At 41.6% G+C, this 22,314-nt stretch carries 18 protein-coding genes and 2 tRNA genes; 5 read left to right on the top strand and 15 right to left on the bottom strand.

Features of this window, described 5'->3' with window-relative positions; translation table 11 throughout:
- Positions 1-11: 11 nt before the first annotated feature.
- On the bottom strand, positions 12-989 hold the full coding sequence (locus tag ATK78_RS09140; protein WP_133575781.1) for an App1 family protein: 978 nt from the start codon (positions 987-989) through the stop codon (positions 12-14).
- A gap of 56 nt (positions 990-1,045) precedes the next feature.
- Between ATK78_RS09140 and ATK78_RS09135 the strand changes: the two genes are divergently transcribed.
- Complete coding sequence (locus ATK78_RS09135; protein ID WP_133575780.1) at positions 1,046-1,921, top strand: diacylglycerol/lipid kinase family protein; 876 nt, start codon at positions 1,046-1,048, stop codon at positions 1,919-1,921.
- On the opposite strand, the gene ATK78_RS09130 is transcribed toward ATK78_RS09135, so the two are convergent.
- The 9 genes from ATK78_RS09130 to ATK78_RS09090 form a co-directional block, all read right to left on the bottom strand.
- Complete coding sequence (locus ATK78_RS09130) at positions 1,918-2,568, bottom strand: TonB family protein (RefSeq protein ID WP_133575779.1); 651 nt, start codon at positions 2,566-2,568, stop codon at positions 1,918-1,920. The two genes, ATK78_RS09135 and ATK78_RS09130, sit on opposite strands and share 4 nt — an antisense overlap.
- Before the next feature lie 68 nt (positions 2,569-2,636).
- The gene (locus ATK78_RS09125; RefSeq protein ID WP_133575778.1) at positions 2,637-3,317 is read right to left on the bottom strand and encodes a peptidoglycan DD-metalloendopeptidase family protein; all 681 of its coding nucleotides are present in this window, start codon (positions 3,315-3,317) and stop codon (positions 2,637-2,639) included.
- Between the two features lie 21 nt (positions 3,318-3,338).
- On the bottom strand, positions 3,339-3,716 hold the full coding sequence (gene rbfA / locus ATK78_RS09120) for a 30S ribosome-binding factor RbfA (RefSeq protein WP_133575777.1): 378 nt from the start codon (positions 3,714-3,716) through the stop codon (positions 3,339-3,341).
- Between the two features lie 27 nt (positions 3,717-3,743).
- On the bottom strand, positions 3,744-4,934 hold the full coding sequence (hflX, locus tag ATK78_RS09115; protein ID WP_133575776.1) for a GTPase HflX: 1,191 nt from the start codon (positions 4,932-4,934) through the stop codon (positions 3,744-3,746).
- 23 nt (positions 4,935-4,957) lie between these two features.
- The gene (gene trpC / locus ATK78_RS09110; RefSeq protein ID WP_133575775.1) at positions 4,958-5,749 is read right to left on the bottom strand and encodes an indole-3-glycerol phosphate synthase TrpC; all 792 of its coding nucleotides are present in this window, start codon (positions 5,747-5,749) and stop codon (positions 4,958-4,960) included.
- 1 nt (position 5,750) lies between these two features.
- Entirely contained in the window at positions 5,751-6,323 is a 573-nt protein-coding gene (locus tag ATK78_RS09105; protein ID WP_133576423.1) for an anthranilate synthase component II, read from the bottom strand.
- Positions 6,324-6,343: 20 nt separating this feature from the next.
- Entirely contained in the window at positions 6,344-7,747 is a 1,404-nt protein-coding gene (locus ATK78_RS09100) for an anthranilate synthase component I family protein (protein WP_133575774.1), read from the bottom strand.
- A 203-nt stretch (positions 7,748-7,950) separates the two neighbouring features.
- Positions 7,951-8,394, bottom strand: coding sequence for a cytochrome B (locus ATK78_RS09095; RefSeq protein ID WP_133575773.1), 444 nt, complete (start codon positions 8,392-8,394; stop codon positions 7,951-7,953).
- 84 nt (positions 8,395-8,478) lie between these two features.
- Positions 8,479-8,901 (bottom strand): Dabb family protein, encoded by a 423-nt coding sequence (locus tag ATK78_RS09090; RefSeq protein WP_133575772.1) that lies wholly within the window; start codon positions 8,899-8,901, stop codon positions 8,479-8,481.
- A gap of 295 nt (positions 8,902-9,196) precedes the next feature.
- Between ATK78_RS09090 and ATK78_RS09085 the strand changes: the two genes are divergently transcribed.
- The 3 genes from ATK78_RS09085 (at position 9,197) to ATK78_RS09075 (ending at position 14,496) form a co-directional block, all read left to right on the top strand.
- Positions 9,197-10,318 carry a TlpA disulfide reductase family protein gene (locus ATK78_RS09085; protein WP_133575771.1) on the top strand — a complete coding sequence of 374 codons (1,122 nt, stop codon included), beginning with the start codon at positions 9,197-9,199 and terminating at the stop codon, positions 10,316-10,318.
- Between the two features lie 106 nt (positions 10,319-10,424).
- Positions 10,425-13,184, top strand: coding sequence for an amidohydrolase family protein (locus ATK78_RS09080; RefSeq protein ID WP_133575770.1), 2,760 nt, complete (start codon positions 10,425-10,427; stop codon positions 13,182-13,184).
- Positions 13,177-14,496, top strand: a complete 1,320-nt coding sequence (locus ATK78_RS09075) for an amidohydrolase family protein (RefSeq protein WP_133575769.1) — start codon at positions 13,177-13,179, stop codon at positions 14,494-14,496. Before ATK78_RS09080 ends, ATK78_RS09075 begins: the two co-directional genes overlap by 8 nt.
- Before the next feature lie 376 nt (positions 14,497-14,872).
- On the opposite strand, the gene ATK78_RS22740 is transcribed toward ATK78_RS09075, so the two are convergent.
- Positions 14,873-15,017, bottom strand: a tRNA-Asp gene (locus tag ATK78_RS22740).
- Between the two features lie 52 nt (positions 15,018-15,069).
- Positions 15,070-15,180 (bottom strand) — tRNA-Asp (locus ATK78_RS22735).
- 152 nt (positions 15,181-15,332) lie between these two features.
- On the opposite strand from ATK78_RS22735, the gene ATK78_RS09070 reads away from it, so the two are divergent.
- The gene (locus ATK78_RS09070) at positions 15,333-15,806 is read left to right on the top strand and encodes an Lrp/AsnC ligand binding domain-containing protein (RefSeq protein ID WP_133575768.1); all 474 of its coding nucleotides are present in this window, start codon (positions 15,333-15,335) and stop codon (positions 15,804-15,806) included.
- 615 nt (positions 15,807-16,421) lie between these two features.
- Here ATK78_RS09070 and ATK78_RS09065 read toward each other — a convergent pair.
- From ATK78_RS09065 to ATK78_RS09055, 3 genes are all read right to left on the bottom strand, one after another.
- Positions 16,422-18,461, bottom strand: coding sequence for an outer membrane protein assembly factor BamB family protein (locus ATK78_RS09065; RefSeq protein ID WP_208112334.1), 2,040 nt, complete (start codon positions 18,459-18,461; stop codon positions 16,422-16,424).
- 337 nt (positions 18,462-18,798) lie between these two features.
- Positions 18,799-21,114: a Tex family protein gene (locus ATK78_RS09060; RefSeq protein WP_133575766.1), complete on the bottom strand. Its 2,316-nt coding sequence runs from the start codon at positions 21,112-21,114 to the stop codon at positions 18,799-18,801.
- A gap of 103 nt (positions 21,115-21,217) precedes the next feature.
- Positions 21,218-22,204: a pyruvate dehydrogenase complex E1 component subunit beta gene (locus ATK78_RS09055; protein ID WP_133575765.1), complete on the bottom strand. Its 987-nt coding sequence runs from the start codon at positions 22,202-22,204 to the stop codon at positions 21,218-21,220.
- Positions 22,205-22,314 lie beyond the last annotated feature (110 nt).

Below are 22,314 nucleotides of genomic sequence, written 5' to 3'. Positions count from 1 at the left end.
TTATTAATCGTCTAAACAACAATTAATCCAATCCGCTTAGAATGTGCAATGGCATCTTCACTATCCTCAAATAAACAGGTGCTGATATTTTTATCATCAGCCTTTTTTAAGAGTTCCAATGTTGCCACTTCCATTTCCTTGCGCACATTGCGGATATATATCGCTTCAATGTTCTTTGGGTATTTCTCTGCAATGGTGGTATAGATTGCCGGATCTTTTTGAGAGTTATCACCAAAGAAAACAAACTTCTGGTTTGGAAATGCATCCAGGATCCGCATTACACGTATTAATTTACCTTCGTGACCGGTCTTTCCGGTTTTTATGAGGTCTTTCCACCGCTTGATCTGATTGAGCAGAAAAGCACCTTCAGGCAGTTTATTGAACCTAAAGGTCTCTAACAAGTAATCATACAAATTCCACTCACTGCTGGATACATAGAAAAATGGATTGGGCTGGTCCGCATTTGTATGTGAAAGGGACAGCGCAGTATAGTGGGTATAGGTATCTTTAAACGTTTTCCTTGTTCTTGGATTTTTGATGAACAATTCCCTCAGTCTCCGCCCAATCGTGGCTGAATGAGAGATCATAATGGTATCATCAATATCAGAAATAAAGGCATATTGCGTAATGTGAGGTACATATACTTTTCCCTGGCCAACTGCCAAAACAATACCCGCATCGTCCAGAGCCTCTACCTTAACGCCGTGCCACCCCGCCTTAACAGAATTTGCAGCAGCCCACTCAAATTTAAAAAAGCCATCATACTCGGTTTTCTGATACACTTCCTGCCCGTTAAAGGTAAGCCTGACCTGAACAAAAGGATAAGGTTTTAAAATGAAGAGCTTAAGCAAATGAACGATATTTACAAACAGGTTATTGCTAAACAACTGCTTTGTTTTCGCCTTAAACCTGAACACGTGCCCATACACCACCAGGTTCTTTTCATGTCCATAACCATGATATACTTTTACACTTACCGATTTATTCATTATTAAATAAAACAGAGTATCTCTCAAGTTGTTTTAACGATTAGACAATACATCAGATGGAAGACAACGCTTTATCACTAAAATTACTCTTTATCATTAATCCGGGTTCCGGAAGTGACGAAGTCAATTACAGTGAAGAGATTACTGCTTATTTTAAAACTTCCAGTCACCAGGCGGAGATTTATGAACTGCCAAAAGATTGTGCTTTAGCAACACTTAAAGAAACCATCACCAATTCAAAGGCAGACCGGATCGTTGCCGTTGGCGGAGATGGCACCGTTAAACTGGTTGCAGAATGTTTGCTCGAAACGGATACGCCAATCGGAATAATTCCAGCAGGTTCAGCAAACGGAATGGCTAAAGAGCTTAACATCCCGTTAACCATTCCTGAAGCAATTGATACCGCTGTAAATGGAACACCTAAAAAGATCCATGCCGTAACTGTAAACGACGAACTGTGCATCCACCTGGCAGACATTGGGTTCAATGCATATTTGGTTAAAAAGTTTGATCACCTGGCACAACGGGGCATGTGGGGATATACCAAAGCCGCATGGCAAGCCCTGTGGAGCCACAACAAAATGGAAGTAGAGTTTAAGATCGGCGATCAGATGATCCGTTCAGAAGCAGCAATGGTGGTCATTGCAAATGCAACAATGTATGGTACCGGTGTAAAGATCAACCCGGAAGGCCGCCTGGACGATGAAGTATTTGAAGTAGTTCTGGTAAAGAAATATTCTGTGATGGAAATCCTTAAGCTCAAGTTCACCAATATGGCACTAAATCCAGCCAACATAGAGCTTTTTCAAACGACCGCATTGACCATAAAAACCAAACATAAAGCACATTTCCAGGTAGACGGAGAATATATCGGCAAGGTAAACAGCATTAAAGCAAGCATTATTCTAAATGCCATCCATGTAATTGTTTAATTGCAGTATTTGGCCAGCATTTCATCAGCCAGGTTAGAACCCATATTCTTAACAAACCTAAAATCTTCACAAGCCCCCTGCTGGTCCTTTTGCTGGATCTTTTTCAGGCCATCTTCAATCCGTTCCTTAAAGTATGCCTCATCATAACCAAGGCTTTGCTTTAGGGCAAGGATCCTCAGTTCTTCTGCGCGCGTATAGGTAGCCGTTCCCTTATTCCTGTAGAAATTTAAAACCGCATCTGTAGAACCTTTATTGGCGCGATAGCTTTCAATAGCAAGGTTGATCTCCTGCCTGCTTTTACCCTGGCAGTCCTGCCCGGAAATGGTAAATTTTATAGGCGCAATAATCACAGTTGCCGTATCGTGGTCTTCAGGAACAATCCATTGACCACTGCTCATCCGAACCAGTCTTAACGCTTCATCATCCAGATCGGTACCCACGCCGCTTCTGATCACGGAGAAATAGACCTTCCCATTTTTATTCAGCTTAAAGCCGATCGTAACGGTACCATCAATGCAGTTCCTTAAAGAATATTGCGGATAAATTTTATTGGCATTAATGAATGATTCAAGTCCGCCCTTAAGCTCAGGCTCGGCTTTCAGGACAAATCCGGATAAAAGAAAAATCAGGGTAAGGATCTTTGACATATCCTAATTTACGCATTTTTAATGCCAATAAATCAATTCTTTAAAATTATGACCTGTAATTAAGGGAGTTATTTAAATGTATGCTTTAAGATCAGTTCCGGATCCGGACAGTTTTTAAGGTAACCAGCTCTTTTAGAAAACCGGCATACTCCCGGATAATCCCCTGCTAAACCCTGCAGATCCAAGATCAGTTGAAAATGAAGATGCGGAGGCCAGTGACCGTTCTCTTCAGCAATACCAAAAGCTGCAAATTGAGACCCTGAGGGGATCAGCTGCCCTTCTTCCAGCCCATCTAATGAAGCCAGACTTAAATGCCCGTAGAGGGCATGAAAAACAAGATCACCGATCTCATACTTTAAGATGATAGTAGCTCCATAATCACCAAAATGATCATTGAACTTAAAACTATGTACTGTAGCCTCGTAAAAGTTGTAAACAGGAGTTAATGCTGGGCCCCAGATGTCAACACCCAAATGTAGTCTGCGGGGTTCTTCATGTGTATCAAAATGAGCACTCCGGGCGTAAATGGTGCGGTGTTCATTGTATCCCCCAATTCCATACCGGCAATTTGCGCTGCTGAGCTTGTGAGATATCCAATCACTAAAAAGCCGCGTATCGGATAAAATTTCATCGCTTAGCTCAGTATTCGCTGCCGTAAAATCAAACGGATACAGCTGATCTGCTGCAGCATTAAAATCAACCACTTTTCCAATGATCAGATCTGGCTTGCCTAAATAGCTATCCATCATTTACACTGCTTATTAGTTTTTTTAATCGGCTTGTTCGTCTGTTTCTTTACGTTCTCTGGAGATCTTATCGAATAATTTATCCATATGCTCCACGTATTCATTGGTATCATCCAAAAAGAAGGTAAGCGAAGGTACTACCCTGGCCTGGTTACGAATGCGGACACCTAATTTATACCGGATCTCGCTGGCGTGAGCGTTTACTTCAGCCACAGATAAAGTCGTATTGTTCGTATTTAAAAAGCTCAAATAAACCTTTGCCACAGCAAGATCCGGAGAAACACGAACCTTTGTAATGGTAACCAATGTATTTGGGATGTAGGATGATCCTTCTCTTTGAAAGATGTTCGCTAGTTCTTCCTGCAATACACCGGCAAATTTCTGTTGACGTTTACTTTCCATGATTTTCTATCTTTAAAACGGAATTGATTAATATAAAAGCTTATCATAAGGATAACGCTCGGTATGTAAAGCGACAACTTTATCGTATAATAGCTGCTTAAATTCTTCTACATTTTCTTTTTGGGTGGCAGATATAAAGATTGCAGGAGCATTGTTCGTAGCCATCCAGCTGCGTTTAAAATCTTCCAGGGTAAGGGTTGTCCGCTCTCCGTTCTCATTATCAGTTTCCGGACTTACATAAGCATCCATTTTATTGAAAACAACAATGGTTTCCTTATCCCGCGCACCCAATTCTTTTAAGGTCTCATTAACCACATGGATCTGGTCTTCAAAGTGTGTATGAGAAACATCCACTACGTGGACCAGGATGTCGGCTTCACGAACTTCGTCCAGTGTAGATTTAAAACACTCTACCAAATGATGCGGAAGTTTCCGGATAAAACCAACAGTATCAGAAAGCAGGAACGGAAGATTTTCAATTACCACTTTTCTTACCGTCGTATCCAGCGTAGCAAATAACTTGTTCTCTGCAAACACTTCAGATTTAGAGATCATGTTCATGATGGTCGATTTACCAACGTTGGTATAACCAACAAGGGCAACCCTGATCAGCTGAGTACGGTTTTTACGCTGTGTCTCATTCTGTTTATCAATAAGTTTCAGGCGGCCTTTTAAAAGAGAGATCTTTTCAAGGATCATCCTTCTATCACTTTCAATCTGGGTTTCACCGGGACCTCTCATCCCGATACCGCCCTTTTGACGTTCAAGGTGGGTCCATAAACGGGTTAACCGCGGTAAAAGGTATTGCAGCTGGGCGAGTTCAACCTGTGTCTTCGCCTGGGCCGTTTGGGCCCTTCCGGCAAAAATGTCAAGGATCAGATTACTCCGGTCCAATACTTTAACCTGCAGCTCACGTTCAATATTTTTAAGTTGTGATGGTGACAATTCGTCATCAAAAACAACCATATCTATTTCTTCAGACTTTACATAAGCCCCTATTTCTTCTAATTTTCCCGTACCCACAAAAGTCCCGCGGTCTGGCTTAAGCATTTTTTGAGTAAATTCATGCTCCACCACACCACCGGCTGTGTCTACTAAAAAAGCAAGCTCATCCAAATATTCCCGGGTCTCTTCAGGCTTTTCACCAGGCCTGATCACCCCAACAAGTATCGCACGTTCCTGCTTAAGCGCCGTATCGTAAGTTTTCTGTTTTCCCATTGTAAAGTACAAAGATACAAAAGTTATACCGAGATCAGTTCACTGACAAATGCAGACATGGCTGCACCCGGGTTTTCGGTCTTCATAAAATTCTCTCCTATCAGGAAGCCGTTAAATCCGGCAAGCTTTAATTTCTTAATCGTTTCCGTATCAGAGATTGCACTTTCAGAGATTTTCATAAAGTCTGAAGGGATCTGATCAACCAGGTCAAAAGAAGTCTGGATATTTACCGTAAAATCTGCCAGGTTTCGGTTATTTACCCCAATCGCATCCAGATCCGGACAAATACTGCGCTCCAGTTCTTCCTGGTTATGTACTTCCAGCAGCACATTTAAGCCCAAACCTTTTGCCGTGCCGGCAAGGGCAGCAATTTCCTGAGGTGTCAGGATGGCTGCAATCAACAAAATAATGTCAGCACCCAAAGCCTTTGCCTCAATTACCTGGTATTCATCAATCATAAAGTCCTTTCGCAGGATCGGGATTTGGTTCGCTGCCCTGGCTTCCAGCAAATCCTTTGTATGTCCGCCAAAGAAGTCCGTATCCGTCAAAACAGACAATGCAGAAGCACCCGCTGCTGCATAACCAGTTGTCACATCAGCAACCGTTACTTTATCATTTATAATCCCCTTTGATGGCGATCTCCGCTTAAATTCGGCAATGATACCTGTACGTCCAGGATCTGTTAAGAACGATTTAAACGAATGAGGGTTGCGGTTAAAGTGCAGCCCCGATTCCAGCTGCCTTACAGAAACAAGTTGTTTAGCCTGGGCCACTTCTTCCTTTTTGCGCAGTACAATTTTATCTAAAATAGTCATCTTATTTTTCCAGCCAGTTTTGCATCATTTGTTTACCATGTTCAGTAAGCACACTTTCCGGGTGAAACTGAACGCCGCGTACATCAAGCTCTTTATGTCTTAAAGCCATAATTTCATGACTTACATCAGTAGCCGTTATTTGAAGGCAATCCGGCAATCCTTCGTTATTAACTACCCAGGAGTGGTAGCGCCCAACATTGATCGTTTGCGGACAATCTTTAAACAGCAACTCTTCAGCATCCAATACGGTTATAGGCGTTGCAATACCATGCATCGGCCTCCCGAGGTTCAGCAAAGTTCCGCCAAAAGCCTCAGCAATGGCCTGCTGACCTAAACATACGCCAAAAATACTTTTCGTTGGCGCATAGGTCTTAATTACATCCAGCAATAAGCCGGCTTCTTCCGGAATTCCCGGGCCTGGAGAAAGCAGGATCTGATCAAACTGATCTACATCAGCCAGTTCAAACTTATCATTCCGCCATACCTCAACTTCACGGCCCAGCTCATTAACCAGGTGTACCAGGTTATAGGTAAATGAGTCGTAATTATCGATTACCAAAACTTTCTTTTGCATTCCTTTATTATTTTCCATCGTTAAATGTGTGCTGCCATTTCAATTGCCCGGCGTAACGCTGCAATTTTATTATTTACTTCATTCAGTTCATTTTCAGGCACAGAATCGGCAACAATACCTGCTCCAGCCCTATAATGCAGCTGATTATTCTTACTCATAAAGGTGCGGATCATGATGCAGTGGTTAAACTCATCATTAAAGCCCATGTAACCAAGCGCCCCCGCATAAAAATTACGGCCCAAACCTTCATACTCATCAATAAGCTGCATTGCTTTATATTTCGGTGCACCACTCAGCGTACCTGCCGGATACGTATCAGCAACAACTTTAAAAGCAGGCACATTGTCCTGCAGGTTTCCGCTTACTTTAGAAACCAGGTGGATCAGGTGCGAATAATACTGCACTTCCTTAAATGATTTAACCTGTACCCCATTACAATGTCTGCTCAGGTCATTTCTGGCCAAATCAACCAGCATCACATGCTCTGCGCTTTCTTTCGGGTCCTGCTCCAGCTTTCTGGCTTGTTCCGCATCCTCCTCGTCATTACCCGTCCGCTTAAAAGTACCGGCAATGGGAAAAATATTAGCCACATTATCTTTAATGGTAATCTGTGCTTCCGGCGAAGAGCCGAAAAGCTTAAAGCTGCCATAATCAAAATAAAACAGGTATGGCGACGGGTTAATAGACCTTAAACAGCGGTAAACATTAAATTCATCGCCTAAGAACGCTTGATTGTATGCCCTGGAAGGCACAATCTGGAATACATCACCCCGAAGAATGTGTTTTTTAAGCTTATCAACCATCTCCAGAAAGTCTTCATTGCTCAGGTTAGACTGCTCTTCCCCGTTAGTTTTGAAGCTGTATTCCGGATAGTTCTTATTCTGAATGATGTATTCGATCTTTCCAAGATCATTGTCATCATCTTCGTTAAATGTATTTTTAAACAGGGTGATCTCATTTCTAAAGTGATCAATAGCGATGATGTACCTGTAAATATGGTATTGCATCAATGGAATTTCCTGACCTTCGGGAGATTTTGAAGAAAAGGTAATGTCCTCAAAATACTGAACCGCATTCCAGGTAAAATAACCAAACAGTCCGCTGGAAATGTATCTTTTATCTTCCACCACATCCGGATTAAACATAGCTTTAAACGCATCGATCTCTTCGGTAAGTACAAAATCCGTTTTCTCTTCTTTTCTGCCATCCGGGAAATAGGAAGACAGCACGCCATCTTTCAGTATAATGCCGGCAACAGGCTCCGCACATACGTAGCTTACCGAGTTTTCACGGCTATGGTAATCCGAACTCTCTAACAGGATCGTATTTGGAAAAACGTCTCTCAACCGCAAATAGATACTTACAGGAGTCGTGGTATCTGCCAGCCTCTTCTTGTACGTTGTTTTAATGTGGTAACTATTCATAAAATCATTTAAAATAAAAAAACCCGACGTGTGGTCTACGTCGGGTTTCAATGTGGTTGGTTTAGGTTGATAAACTATAAGGTACACAAGGCTGCGACGAAACTCTTTTCAGAATCACTACGCCATTGCCAGGTATGTATATTGTTAATCATGTGCAACAAAAATATAAATAAATCTTACAAAGCAAAATTAAATTATGAAAATTATGAAATTCCGAATGCAGTTCGTGATGGATCGGCCTTTACCATGGCAATAATTGCCGCTATAATAAGGATCAGGGCCAGTCCGAAATAAAGCGCGATACTACGGTGCTTCACCAGCGCATCATCACCACGTTTAGAACGTGCATTCCCTACAGTGATCAGAATAATGGCAAAAACCATCATACCTACGTGCTCCATTTTCCAGTAACGACCTAAAGCAACAGAACTGTCTGCTTTATACCAACCACTCATAAAATATAGAATTAAGCCCATCAGCAATTGGATATGTGCGGAGATCAGGGTAAAAACGTTGAATTTACGGTTACCTTCTGTATAGGGTTTTTTGCCAAGCCATCCGGAGATTGCCTGTACAACTGCCAATACCAATAAAATTAAAACAACATAACGCCAGCCTGAGTGTGCGCTCTTTAAGATACTATACATAATGGTTTTTATTTCAAAAATAAGTAATTACTCGCGCTTAAATACGAAACGCAACTACTAATTGAAATTTAAAATGATTATTGATTAGGCATCAACGGCATCATAAACAACAACTTTACTCCATAAAGGACTGCAGTTTTTGATAAATGCCAGGTGAATGGGATGCGTTTGATAAACAGCCTGACCGGCCAGATCGCTAAAAAAGATCAGTTCAGATACAGCCCAGCTGGTATCCACAACATCCCGCTTTTCTGTTGCAGCTACCACACCTACATGCAGTTCACGAACGGTTTCAATTTTCTTTAATGTCTTCAATCCTGCTACCAGCTGATCACGGTCGGCTTTAGAATCCGGATTCTTTAACCAAAAAAATACGTGATGTACAATAGGGTATTTATTTTCCATAGTTGTAGGTATAGCTGTTAATGGCGTTGCTGCAGCAACTGCTGTACCAGCAGCAAGTACTGCTGCTGTTCCAATAAACTTTCTTCTGTTGGTCTTACTCATAGTACGTAAAGCTAGGGAAAATATAATTTACAAGGAACAGCACAGGCTACTATTAACACGTTTTTAACGGGATGATCATCTTAGCCGGCCGGTCTGTACTCTTAAATAAATTCAGCCATCTTTAGAAGTCTATAGCGAAAATTAAACCCAATTGGCTAAATTTTAGTTTAATTATTAAGATCAGCTCAGTTATAAAATTAATAAGAATGCTGTTTTAACTATAAAACAAATTATGTAAATTCACGACTTAAACCAACCAACCATTCAAACTTTATCTCCTTGTAAATCAAATGCTATGAAAAAAACAGGACTTTTTATATTTTTATTGGCCTTTAGCCAGGCTGTCCTTGCACAGCAGTATGAGATTAAGGCGACTATAACCGGGTTTAGCAACGGAACTAAGTTTTACCTGGAAGATACTGATGTGAGCACGAACATTGACAGCGCCATCATTCAGGACAATAAGTTTGTAATGAAAGGCAAACTGAACCCAGCACCACAAAGCTTATGGCTTCATACTACTTTCAATAAAAAATTCTATTATGTAACCCTGCTGATCGGAAATGATAAAGTAACCATAACGGGCAATAGTAAAGATATGCCTTTCGACTTAACCATTACCGGTTCAAAACCCCAAAACGATCGAAATGCATTGAATCTTTTAATCAAAGAAGGCTATAAAAAACGGAATCAGCTTGTTAACGAGTATTTTGCATTAACAGGTGACAGTGCTGAAATAAAAGGCAAAGCAATCTGGAAAGTTATTGGAAAACTGGATAGCGCTGATGATCAGATTAAGAAAAGCTACATTACTAAAAACCTCAACTCCTATGAATCATTAAGTCAGCTCTTTTATTTAAAGGGAAAATTCAAGAAGGATACGCTGCAGCGGATGTATGATTCGTTAAAACCTGAATTTAAGGCCAGTACATTTGCACAGCGGATTGGTAATTATTTAAAAATCGGCGAAATTTTAAAGGAAAAGGATCAAATGGCCGATTTTGAGGCTCAGGATAAAGATGGCAAACTGCACCGTTTGTCAGATATCAAGGGTAAATATATTCTGCTTGACTTCTCTGCCACCTACTGCGGACCATGTATAGAATCTATAGGTGACCTGGAAAAGGTATCAACCAAATACGCGGATCAGCTGGAAGTTGTCACTTTTTCGGGAGATGGTGGTAAAGAAACCTGGTTAAAAGGCGTTAACCGCGATAAGCCAGGCTGGCTAAGCTTATGGGATGGCAAAGGGAATTATGGAGAAACCATCCAAAAATATGGCGTATCCGGCTATCCAACCTTTATCCTGATAAATCCGCAAGGTATTATCGTATCCAAATGGTCTGGATTTGGAAAAGAAAAAGACAAAAAGGGATCATTAGAAACTAAAGTTGATGATCTGATGGCAAAAAAATAGCTTTTTTAATAAAAAAACCATTAATTATTAGCCTTGTCGTAAAAAATACGTTATAAACGAATGCTATCATTATTTTATGATAGCTTTAAGCTCTTAACTAAATTTTATGAAGAAAATTTTACTCAGTCTCGTTCTGGTATTTTCTGCTACACTCCTGTTTGCACAGCAAACCTATCCTGTTAATGGTTCTTATGACATTAAACCGGGTCTGTATGCGTTTACAAATGCCAGCATTGTAGTAAATGCCAACCAAACCATTAATAATGGAACCCTATTAATTAAAGGTCAAACCATACAAGCCGTTGGTACCGGTATTACAGTTCCTAAAGGCTATATTGTTGTAGACCTTAAAGGTAAATTCATCTACCCTTCGCTAATAGATCCCTTTACCTCATACGGAATTGTGGAAGCTGCAAGAACCGCTGGCGGCGGAATGGGTGGTGGAGGTGGTGGCGGTCGTCAATCGATCTTCACCTCAACAAAAAAAGGAGCTTATGGATGGAATGAGGCGATCAGACCTGAAACCCATGTCAATGCCCTTTTTACTGCAGACAGCAAAAAGGCTGATGACTTGCGTAAGGCAGGTTTTGGCAGCGTTAACGTAATCAACCGGGACGGCATTGCACGCGGAACCTCTGCAGCAGTAACCCTAAGTGATGAACGCGAAAACAGTACCATGCTGAATACTCAAACTGCAGCAAACTACTCTTTCAATAAAGGAACCTCACAAAATGATTATCCAACTTCATTGATGGGTTCCATTGCGTTAATCCGTCAAACCTATTACGATGCGTTATGGTATGCAAAACAGAAAGAAGAATATAATATCTCTTTAGAAGAGTTTAACAAACAACAAACGATCCCACAGATCTTTGAAGCCGATGGATGGCAAAACATTCTTCGCGCAGACAAGATCGGTAAAGAGTTTGGAAAGCAATTCATCATCAAATCAAATGGTGATGAATACCAAAGAATTGATGCGGTTAAAGCAACGGGAGCAAGCCTGATCATTCCGATCAACTTCGTTAAAGCGTATGAAGTTGAAGATTCCGTGGAAGCAAGAAGCATTACCCTGGCACAAATGAAAGCCTGGGAATTTGCACCTACAAATCCGGGAGTACTGGAAAAAGCAGGTGTTAAGTTCTCTCTTACTGCCTTTGGACTGGATAACGTAAAAGACTTCTGGACCAATATCCAGTCGGCCATAGAAAACGGCCTTTCACAAAAACAAGCACTAATGGCTGTAACCGAAATTCCAGCAGGAATGATCGGGATTGCTGATAAAGTAGGTACACTTGAAAAAGGAAAGCTGGCTAACTTTATCATCACCTCAGACAGTCTTTTCAAGAAAACGAATATCATTGAAGAAAACTGGGTTCAGGGAAAACGCTTTATCGTTACTGCAAAAAAAGATGGCCCTGTGGCAAAAGACAGTGTAAACAATGCCCTTGCTAAAAAGCCTGAAGTTAAAAAAACACAACCTAACGGCAGCCTGATCTATCCATTTAGTGCTTTCGGTACTGCCGAGCCATTAAAGCAGGAAGCTGTTCTGTTAAAAAATGCAACAGTTTGGACCAATGAAAAAGAAGGGATCCTGCAAAATGCAGATGTCCTTTTGGAGAATGGAAAAATTAAAGCCGTTGGTAAAAACCTAAGTGCAGGAAGCGCGAAAGTGATCGATGCAACAGGCAAGCACATTACTGCAGGCCTTATTGATGAACATTCTCATATTGCAGGCACAGGTGGTATTAACGAGGGCGCACAGTCGTCATCTGCAGAAGTACGGATTGCAGACATCATTAACTCTGAAGATGTAAACATTTACCGTCAGCTTGCTGGTGGGGTAACCACTTCACACATCTTACACGGTTCCGCAAACCCGGTTGGCGGACAAGCACAGCTGATTAAGTTAAGATGGGGTAAATTACCGGAAGAACTGAAATTTGCAGGCAGCGATGGCTTCATTAAGTTTGCATTGGGAGAAAACGTAAAACAAAGTAACTTCGGTACAGGTGCCCGTTTCCCGGTAACGCGGATGGGTGTTGAACAATCGTTTGTGGATGAGTTTACACGCGCTAAAGAATATAAATCAGCAATGGCTGTTAAAGGAAATACGGTACGCCGCGACCTTGAACTGGACGCCATTGTAGAAATTCTGGATAATAAACGTTTCATTACCTGTCACTCGTACGTTCAATCGGAGATTAACATGCTGATGAATGTAGCCGATAGCCTTGGCTTTAAGATCAATACGTTTACACACATTTTGGAAGGTTATAAAATGGCCGATAAAATGAAAGCACGCGGCATCAGTGCCTCTACGTTCTCAGATTGGTGGGCCTATAAAATGGAGGTTGCTGAGGCGATTCCTTATAATGGTAAGATCATGCACAATGTGGGTATTACTACCGCCTTTAACTCAGATGATGCTGAGATGGCACGCCGCTTAAACCAGGAAGCTGGTAAAGCCGTTCTTTACGGCGGTGTTCCGGAAGAAGATGCATTGAAATTTGTCACGTTAAATCCGGCAAAAATGCTCCATGTAGATAGCAAAGTAGGCAGTTTGAAAGCAGGCAAAGATGCAGATGTAGTCGTTTGGTCTGATAACCCGCTATCGATCTATGCAAAAGCTGAAAAGACTTTTGTTGACGGAATAGCCTATTGGGATATGGAACGAGATGTACAGGTTAGAAAAGATCAGCAGGCAGAGCGTAAACGCCTGATCCAAAAAATGCTGGACAGCAAAAAAACCGGTGGCAGAACCCAGCGTCCGCAAGCTATGGCTCCGCGTTTATATAACTGCGAATCCCTGGAAGACTATTCTCTTGAACTTACTGAACTAGAAAGGAATCATTCTCATGAATAAATATATTTTAACCGGATTAATGGCCGGGTTTGGACTAAGCACCTTTGCACAAGCCAACATCTCTCCTGCAAAACCCCAGGACAAGAAAACCATTATCATGGGTGCCAAGATCCATGTAGGTAATGGCACTGTGATTGAAAATGGCTACCTGATCTTTGATAAAGGAAAGATCCTGGGCGTTGGCGATGCTACCGTTGCCAAGTTTGACCTAACCGGATCTACAGTGATCACTGCGAATGGTAAACACGTATACCCGGGTTTTATTGCACCCATTACCAATCTAGGTTTAACGGAATATGAATCTGTAAAAGCAACGTTAGACTTTTCTGAAATAGGCACATACAATCCGCACATCAGAGCTTTAGTGGCTTACAATACCGATTCAAAGGTTCCAGCTACATTGAGGAGCAATGGTGTGCTCATGGCTCAGATTACACCTCAGGGAGGTGTAATTTCAGGAAGTTCATCTGTAGTACAACTGGATGCCTGGAACTGGGAAGATGCGGCATTGAGAAAAGACGATGCGCAGCACATGACCTGGCCGGTAGTACCAAGGTTTAGAGGTGGTTTTGGCGGCGGCGGCCGGATGGGAATGACCTCACCTGACGCATTAAAGGAACGTACACAAGCCCAGATCAATGAATTAGACCAGCTATTTACAGAAGCAAAAGCCTATACAGAGACCGATAAACCTACAGTGACCAATGCGCGTCTTGCTGCAATGAAACACATGTTTGACGGACAGGAGAAATTATTCATTACTGTTGATGGTCAGAAAGACATTATTGCAGCGGTAAATTTTGCTAAAAAACATGGCGTTACCCCAGTTATTGTAGGTGGTGACGAAGCTTATCTGATTACCGCTTTCTTAAAGGACAACAACATCTCCGTTGTGGTTAAGCAACCGCATGCATTACCAAATAATCTGGATGATGATGTAAATATGCCGTACAAGAACGCAGGTATCCTGGCTAATGCCGGAGTTAATGTGGTATTGAGCATTGATGGTTACTGGCAGCAAAGAAACCTGCCTTTTATGGCTGGAACTGTTGCAGCATGGGGACTGGATAAAGAAAAGGCATTACAGACCATTACCTTAAATACAGCAAAGATCTTAGGTCTTGATAAAACCGTTGGAAGTTTAGAAACCGGTAAAGATGCTACTTTCTTAATTTCTGCCGGTGATGCACTGGACATGAAATCAAACACGGTTGAAAAAGCATTCATCCAGGGAAGAGATATCAATCTGGATAATCTTCATAAACAACTGGATAGAAAGTTCAGCGAAAAATACAACGCAGAAAAGAAATAGTGTTTCAATATTTTTGAAAGGCAGCCTTATGACAAAATCATGCGGCTGCCTTTTTTAAGTTATTTTCAACCCAATTTTATGAGGCTGCAAAACCCAGCAGGATGTAGCAGTAACAACTGCAGGTTCTGAAACTGCCTAGTGAGGGCTTACTTATTCTCCGTATTTTGTATTGCTTTTGTTTGGGTATTGTATTGCTCTGCTATTGCTTTAGCAATAGAAAACACGTATTATAGCCATATTTCATACAAATAACATCGATTTTTATATATATGCCATGTGCCCCCCTCTCCGGTCACTGTAAGAGCAGATCGCAAAAAAAAGAGTGACCCTATCCGGGGTCACTCGATTTTAACTAACTTATTATTCATAAAAAAACTGGCTGTTGGGGAAGGAGTCGAACCTTCAAGGGGTAGTTAGCTACAGTTCAAAAATTAATTTGTGGTCAACCCATAAACTGCGTTTATCCATGAATCCCCGCCACCGAGACAAGAAGGCGTGTCTGCCAATTTCACCACCCAACATTATTTAAAGTACGGTCTTTCTAAATATCCAGGTATTAGCCCGTTTATTTAATGGCTGTAGGGGAAGGAGTCGAACCTTCAAGGAGTGGTTAGCCTTTACAGGTTTTCCAATTTCTCCACCACCGAGACAAGGAGGTGCGTCTGCCAATTTCACCACCCTACAGAGTATAAACAAGTTTTAAAGAACTATTTTTTGCTACTTGCTTGATACAAATGTAACAACAACCTAAATACGTTGCAAATATTTTAAACATTTAATTTTATTTTTATAATATTTATAATTATCTTAGATATTCATTACCAAATATTAAACCGATGCTTAAAAAAGAAAACCAAAATTTAGAAATTGATAACCTGGATATTGACATCCTCAAGCAGTTGATGCAGGATGCCACCAAGCCTTACACTGAAATTGCCAAAGATCTCATTGTTTCCGGTGGAACAATCCACGTAAGAATGAAGAAACTGCATGAAATGGGAATCATTAAGGGTTCCCATTTGATCATAGACCCACAAAAAGCAGGATATGACATTTGTGCTTTTTTAGGCATATACCTCGAAAAAGGAATTCAGTACAAGGATGCGGTTGCACAGCTGAGTAAAATTAAAGAAGTTGTTGAATTACATTATACAACTGGTTCCTATAGCATGTTTGCTAAGATCATCTGCAGAGACACCAACCATTTGAGGCATGTACTTAATGAAGAGATCCAGGCTGTTGAAGGAATTCAACGCACCGAAACGCTGATCTCTCTCGAAGAAAGTATCAGAAGACAGATTGAATTATAATTCAATCTGTCTTCTGATACTTCAAAATATAAATATAATTGTACCTTTGCTTCAATTCCTTACTATTCATTGTTTTAACAAATAGGAATCATGACAGAACGTATTCACATATCGCCCCTTTCGCAAGCTTCCTGATCTAAGGCAGCCGCAATTCTGTTTTCCTTTATTTTTATTGAAATCATTACTGGTGTAAACACACCCTGATCCAGAATTACTTCTGCCACTACACCATTTTGGTTAACTGCATCCTGAAAGGGTATATCCTTTACTTAAGGACGAATTTTGAGATTTCAACATCATCAAGAACTTCAAGAAACCATTAAAATGGACATTGATCAAATGTCATTTGATCTAATGCAGGTTAAATTAAGATCTGCAAGACAAAAAAAGAGATTACAAAAAAAAGATTTAGAGAAGCAGGTCATTCAAATCATCAGGGAAAAAAAGAGACTTTTTCATCAGAGATTGAATTTACCCTGGGTTTTACTGGAAACCTGATCAGGTTGGTTGATTGATCTCCAAGTCTTAAAAAATCGCATTGCAGCAAATTGAGGATGCACGCGAACATCAAAGACAAGAAAAATTTTAAACGCCATGAGCATTAAGTAGAAATTACTAAAGAGAAAATGCCATGTAGCTGTCTCCTTTTTTTGTTCCCAGCTTCGTTCCGCCACAGGCGATAACGATGTACTGTTTTCCATTGATCTGATAAGTACTCGGCGTAGCAAAGCCTGCAGCGGGCAATTCCGTTTCCCAGAGCAGTTTTCCTGTCTTTTTATCAAAAGCCCGGAACATCCCATCCTTTGTAGCAGCAATGAACAGCAGCCCGCCTGCGGTTACAATCGGCCCTCCATAGTTCTCTGTTCCAGTTGGAGAAATTCCTTTTGCGCTCAATTCCTTAAACTCACCAAGTGTCTTTTGCCACAAATGCTTACCTGTGTTTAAATCAATCGCGGTCAATGTGCCCCAGGGCGGCGTTATAGCGGGATAACCATTATTATCCAAAAATTTATTGTATCCATCAAACTTATAAGGTCCAGCAAATTCAGGAACAGCGTTCTTTGTCTTACCTGAAGGCGCCTCAATTTTTTCTTCATGAAACAGGAAATCGATGATGGATTGTTTTTGGGCAGTACTCATATTACTGAATCCAGGCATCATTCCCCTTCCGCTGGTAATTAAATTGGAGATCACTTTACGGCCCACCCGCTCCTTAATGTTAACCAGTGATGGATAACCACTTGCAGGATTTCCTTTAAGTGATGCCCCATGGCAAGTGATACATGTATTATTGTAAAGCAGGTTTCCTGCTGTTAAATTCGATTGCTGTGCTACCGAAACCGTTTTGCTCAGACTAAAGAGCCAGGGCATCTCATTCGAATTTACATATAGGATTCCGTCAGGATCTGCTGCTGCACCTCCCCATTCTGCACCACCATCTGCACCGGGAAGAACCACCGTTGGCATAAAGCCAAGTGGCTGATACATTCCTTTTTTAGCTTTCTTAAAAGATGCAAGGAGTTCGCTGCGATTTTCAGCAAAGGTACTGATGTCGCCCTCATTAAGCTGCTGCCTTGCAAAAGGCTTTGGTATCGCTGGAACAGGCTGCGTATTTGATACCACCTCCCCCGGCATGTCCGATTTAGGGAAATTCTTCTCCTCAATTGGAAAAAGTGGTTTGCCATTTTCGCGGTCAAAGAGAAACACAAATCCATTTTTGGTAACCTGAGCAACCGCATCGATTTTTTCTCCGTGGTGTGTAACCGTTAATAAATTTGGCGGTGCAGGAAGATCCCTGTCCCAAACATCATGGTGAACCATTTGATAGTGCCAGATATATTTTCCCGTACGTACATTTAATGCCAGCAAACAATTGGCGTAAAGATTGTCTCCCAATCTGTTGCCGCCATAAAAGTCAAACGCAGGCGAACCTGTAGGTATATAAATGATTTCCCGCTCCCGGTCTACGGCCATACCTGCCCAGTTATTTACACCTCCAACATCCCCGTTACTTTTAATATATGAAGGCCATGTTGATGCCCCTTTTTCTCCTGCATCCGGTATGGTTTTAAATATCCATGCCAACTTTCCCGTTTTTACATTAAAGGCCTGAATGTATCCAATGGCTGCACCTTCGCCTTCTCCCACACGCAGGGGCATGATGATGAGATCATTGAATAACGTTCCTGGCGTGGTTGAGCCGACAAAGCGTTCTTTGGCATTGGGTTCCAATCCGGCAGACAAACTTACCTTTCCGTTGTCTCCAAAAGATTTTACCGGTTGTCCTGTTTCTGCATTTAACGCACATAAAAAGGAGCTATAGGCGTATAGAATTCTTTTATCTCCATCCGCTTCCCAATAGGTAACCCCGCGGTTTACGTTAGATGTTCCCTCGCCTGGCTGGGTGTACTTCCATTTTTCATTACCTGTTGCTGCATCTAACGCAAATACCTGGTTTGATGCCGTTACACCGAAGAGTACGCCGTTTACAATAATCGGGTTACATTGGACCTGGCCAGAGTCGCCAGATCTATATTCCCAGGCTATTTGAAGTTTAGCCACATTGGAAACATTAATCTGAGCTAATGATGAGTAGTGATTCCTTTCCGGGCCACCTAAGTACTCTGCCCATTGTGTATGATCTGAGCTATTCATGCGGCTAGGTTTACAACTCAACAACAACACCGGAACGACAAACACAAGAAATATCTTAGTATAAATTTTCATAACGGGACCATTAAAAGATATTAACATAGCGGAGGCTCCTGAATTGATATATTTGGAAAGAATAAGCAATTGATCTCAGAACTACCTTTTTAGCAGGTAGCCTTCAGACCGAAAGCACCAATTTATAAAAATTAGGTAACAATAGGAGTTAGATTGAAGATATAATCTATAAAAATATATGGCTGAATAACCATTGCATCTGCAAATTAATTATTCAGCCATATAGGATTACACAATGACCTTAAGAAAGTCTATGGTGATATACTTATTTAAACCTGTTTTTAAGCGCTTCAAGCTTTAACTGCAAGTCTCCGTCAGGAAGTGGTTTTTGTTTAACCTGGGCAGGCTTACCGGGCTTATGCGGCGCATTAGCTGCAGGCTTAACTGGCTTCTCTGTAGGCCTTGATCTATTAGCAGGTTTTCCTGCAGAAGGCTTTCCTCCATTGGGCTTGGCAGATCCCAGTTTCATCGATAGTGAAATCCGTTTTCTTACTGCGTCAACCTCAACAACCGTAACTTCTACCTTTTGATGTACCTTAACTACATCATTGGCATTGGTTACAAATTTATCAGACAACTGGCTGGTGTGGACCAAGCCATCCTGATGCACGCCAATATCAACAAAAGCACCGAAATTGGTGATGTTGGTAACAATACCAGGCAGCTTCATACCAACCTTAAGGTCTGCTATTGCATTTACACCATCCGTAAAACTAAATACTTCGAACTGCTCGCGCGGATCCCTGCCTGGTTTAGCAAGTTCATTCATGATGTCATTAAGTGTCGGTAATCCAATCTCATCGCTTACATACTGCTGCAATTTAATTTGCTTGCGCAGGTCATTGTCCCGCATAAGCTGTGAAACCGTACAATTCAGATCCCTTGCCATTTTATTAACCAGCGCATAACGCTCCGGGTGAACCGCACTGGAATCCAGTATATGCTCGGCATTTCTGATCCGTAAAAAACCTGCGGCCTGCTCAAAAGCTTTATCCCCTAGCCGCGGCACCTTCTTTAAACTCTCGCGGTTCTTAAATGCACCGTTCTCATTCCGGTAAGTGACAATATTTTGTGCCAGTTGCGGACCTAACCCGGATACATAGGCAAGCACTTGCTTAGAGGCGGTATTCAATTCAACACCAACCGCATTTACGCAGCTCATTACCGTATCATCCAGCGATGCTTGTAATTTATTCTGATCTACATCATGCTGGTACTGTCCTACCCCAATTGATTTGGGATCGATCTTAACGAGCTCTGCTAACGGGTCCATCAACCTGCGGCCAATCGAAACTGCTCCGCGAACTGTAATGTCATGCTTAGGGAATTCTTCTCTCGCTACTTCTGATGCAGAATAGATGGATGCTCCATTCTCATTGACCATAACGATCAGAACGTCTGAAAGCTGCAGTCCGCGAATAAACACCTCTGTTTCCCGTCCTGCTGTACCATTACCTATGGCAATGGCTTCAACTGAATATTTAGCACACAGCTTTTTAATCGTTTCTGCACCATCTGCTGCACCCCGCTGGCCGTTGTGCGGATAGATGGCTGTATTTTCAAGGAGTTTGCCCTGCTGATCCAGGCAAACCACTTTGCATCCGGTACGGAAGCCGGGATCTATGGCCAATACATTTTTTTCGCCCATAGGCGCTGCCAATAGTAGCTGCCTTGCGTTTTCAGCAAATACACGGATGGCTTCTTCGTCTGCCTTTTCTTTGGACAGGCTGCGGACTTCCGTTTCCATTGCTGGTCCTAAAAGGCGTTTATAACTATCCTGAATAGCCAGTTTTACCTGAGATGCGCTGGAGTTGTTGGCTTTGATAAATTGTTTTTCAAGAATATCAATGGCACCTTCTTCGGCAGGCATGCTTTCCAGCTTAAGAATATTTTCATTCTCTCCCCTGCGCATGGCCAGGATACGGTGTGATGGTGCTGCTTTTAATGGCTCATCCCATTCAAAATAATCCTTATACTTAATTCCTTCTTCTTCCTTACCTTTAATGACAGTCGCTTTAAATACCGCATTTTGCAGGAAATATTTCCGCATCGATGTTCTTACCTCGATGTGCTCATTGATGATTTCGGCAATAATATCCCGTGCCCCTGCCAGCGCTTCGTCAATGGAGTTAACGCCCAGCTCTTCATTTAAAAATGGAACGGCTTCTGTTTCAGGATCGGATTTCCGCTGTTCCAGAATTAGCAGCGCCAGAGGCTCCAGTCCTTTTTTACGTGCTTCTGATGCGCGGGTTTTACGTTTTGGTTTATAGGGAAGATAAATGTCTTCTATAGTTGCAATGTTGGTAGCTGCATTGATCTGGCGCTCCAATTCTGGTGTTAACTTGTCCAGTGCCGAAAGGGCTTTTAGTATCGCTTCCCTGCGCTTATCAAGTTCCCGCAGCTGCTGAAACCTATCTCGGACTGCGGCAACCTGTACCTCGTCCAAACTTCCGGTCATTTCTTTCCGGTAACGGGAGATGAAGGGAACTGTTGCCCCTTCGTCCAATAGTTCAATAGTTGCTTTTACTTGCTGTTGGTTTATTGCTAACTCCGCAGCAATTAGTGTAGCGTGATTGCTCATTTTAATCTCTGTTTGGTCTTTTTAAGTACAATGGCGGCAAAATTAAAAAAAAATCCCGCAGCGGTTTAGCCTGCGGGATTATATTTTTTTTAATTAATTGGTACTATTTTGCTACGTACAATACTTCTTTTACTGCTTTAATTACCTTTTCTGCATTTGGCAAACTCGCCGCAATCAGTGTAGGTGCATACGGGAGTGGTACATCTGCACAAGTGATCCTTAATACTGGTGCATCTAAATAATCAAACGCATTTTTCTGGATGTTGAATGCAATCTCTGAAGAGATTGAAGCCAGTGGCCATGCTTCTTCTACAATGACCAAACGATTTGTTTTCTTCACAGATTCGATGATGGTTGCATAATCAATAGGACGTACCGTACGTAAATCGATTACTTCAACACTAACACCGTCTTTAGTTAATTCTTCAACAGCAGGGTTTACGACGCGGGTAAGCATTTTACCGAAAGTTACGATGGTTACATCTGTACCTTCTTTTACCACGTTAGCTTTACCTATTGGAAGGTAATATTCTTCTTCAGGAACTTCTCCTTTATCACCATACATCACCTCAGATTCCATAAAGATAACCGGATCCGGATCTATGATCGCTTGTTTAAGCAATCCTTTTGCTTCGTATGGCGTAGATGGAACAACTACTTTTAATCCCGGACAGTTGGCATACCAGTTCTCGAAATTCTGAGAGTGTTGTGCGCCCAGCTGACCTGCATTACCTGTTGGGCCACGGAATACGATCGGTACAGAAAACTGACCACCGCTCATAGACAACATTTTTGCTGCTGCGTTAATGATCTGATCTATAGCAACCAAAGAGAAGTTGAATGTCATGAACTCTATGATTGGAACCAATCCATTCATTGCTGCACCAATACCAATACCGGTAAAGCCTAATTCAGCAATTGGAGTATCTATGATCCTTTTGTCGCCAAATTCATCTAACATTCCCTGGCTAACCTTATAAGCACCATTGTATTGTGCAACTTCCTCGCCCATCAAAAAAATGTTCTCGTTTTTACGCATTTCTTCGCTTAAGGCTTCACGTAAAGCTTCTCTAAATTGAATCTCTCTCATTGTATATAGAAATATTAACTTCGGCAAACTTAGATAAAATTGTCTTTAAATGCAATTTTATCCTTGTCAGGGCGACGGTAGTAAACAATAGTGTTACACAGCATTTATGA

Source organism: Pedobacter metabolipauper (assembly GCF_004362715.1).
In the GTDB taxonomy this organism is placed as follows: Bacteria; Bacteroidota; Bacteroidia; order Sphingobacteriales; family Sphingobacteriaceae; genus Pedobacter; species Pedobacter metabolipauper.
Note: the sequence above shows the minus strand (reverse complement) of the source record. Positions and strands in the feature narration are given on the sequence as shown.

Coding starts and splice junctions, on each gene's coding strand:
- ATK78_RS09095 (WP_133575773.1), bottom strand. CDS start 8,394: ATGTATAGTATCTTAAAGAGCGCACACTCAGGCTGGCGTTATGTTGTT.
- ATK78_RS09090 (WP_133575772.1), bottom strand. CDS start 8,901: ATGAGTAAGACCAACAGAAGAAAGTTTATTGGAACAGCAGCAGTACTT.
- ATK78_RS09055 (WP_133575765.1), bottom strand. CDS start 22,204: ATGAGAGAGATTCAATTTAGAGAAGCTTTACGTGAAGCCTTAAGCGAA.
- ATK78_RS09140 (WP_133575781.1), bottom strand. CDS start 989: ATGAATAAATCGGTAAGTGTAAAAGTATATCATGGTTATGGACATGAA.
- ATK78_RS09100 (WP_133575774.1), bottom strand. CDS start 7,747: ATGAATAGTTACCACATTAAAACAACGTACAAGAAGAGGCTGGCAGAT.
- ATK78_RS09065 (WP_208112334.1), bottom strand. CDS start 18,461: ATGAATAGCTCAGATCATACACAATGGGCAGAGTACTTAGGTGGCCCG.
- ATK78_RS09135 (WP_133575780.1), top strand. CDS start 1,046: ATGGAAGACAACGCTTTATCACTAAAATTACTCTTTATCATTAATCCG.
- trpC (WP_133575775.1), bottom strand. CDS start 5,749: ATGACTATTTTAGATAAAATTGTACTGCGCAAAAAGGAAGAAGTGGCC.
- ATK78_RS09085 (WP_133575771.1), top strand. CDS start 9,197: ATGAAAAAAACAGGACTTTTTATATTTTTATTGGCCTTTAGCCAGGCT.
- ATK78_RS09075 (WP_133575769.1), top strand. CDS start 13,177: ATGAATAAATATATTTTAACCGGATTAATGGCCGGGTTTGGACTAAGC.
- ATK78_RS09105 (WP_133576423.1), bottom strand. CDS start 6,323: ATGCAAAAGAAAGTTTTGGTAATCGATAATTACGACTCATTTACCTAT.
- ATK78_RS09060 (WP_133575766.1), bottom strand. CDS start 21,114: ATGAGCAATCACGCTACACTAATTGCTGCGGAGTTAGCAATAAACCAA.
- hflX (WP_133575776.1), bottom strand. CDS start 4,934: ATGGGAAAACAGAAAACTTACGATACGGCGCTTAAGCAGGAACGTGCG.
- rbfA (WP_133575777.1), bottom strand. CDS start 3,716: ATGGAAAGTAAACGTCAACAGAAATTTGCCGGTGTATTGCAGGAAGAA.
- ATK78_RS09125 (WP_133575778.1), bottom strand. CDS start 3,317: ATGATGGATAGCTATTTAGGCAAGCCAGATCTGATCATTGGAAAAGTG.
- ATK78_RS09070 (WP_133575768.1), top strand. CDS start 15,333: ATGCTTAAAAAAGAAAACCAAAATTTAGAAATTGATAACCTGGATATT.
- ATK78_RS09130 (WP_133575779.1), bottom strand. CDS start 2,568: ATGTCAAAGATCCTTACCCTGATTTTTCTTTTATCCGGATTTGTCCTG.
- ATK78_RS09080 (WP_133575770.1), top strand. CDS start 10,425: ATGAAGAAAATTTTACTCAGTCTCGTTCTGGTATTTTCTGCTACACTC.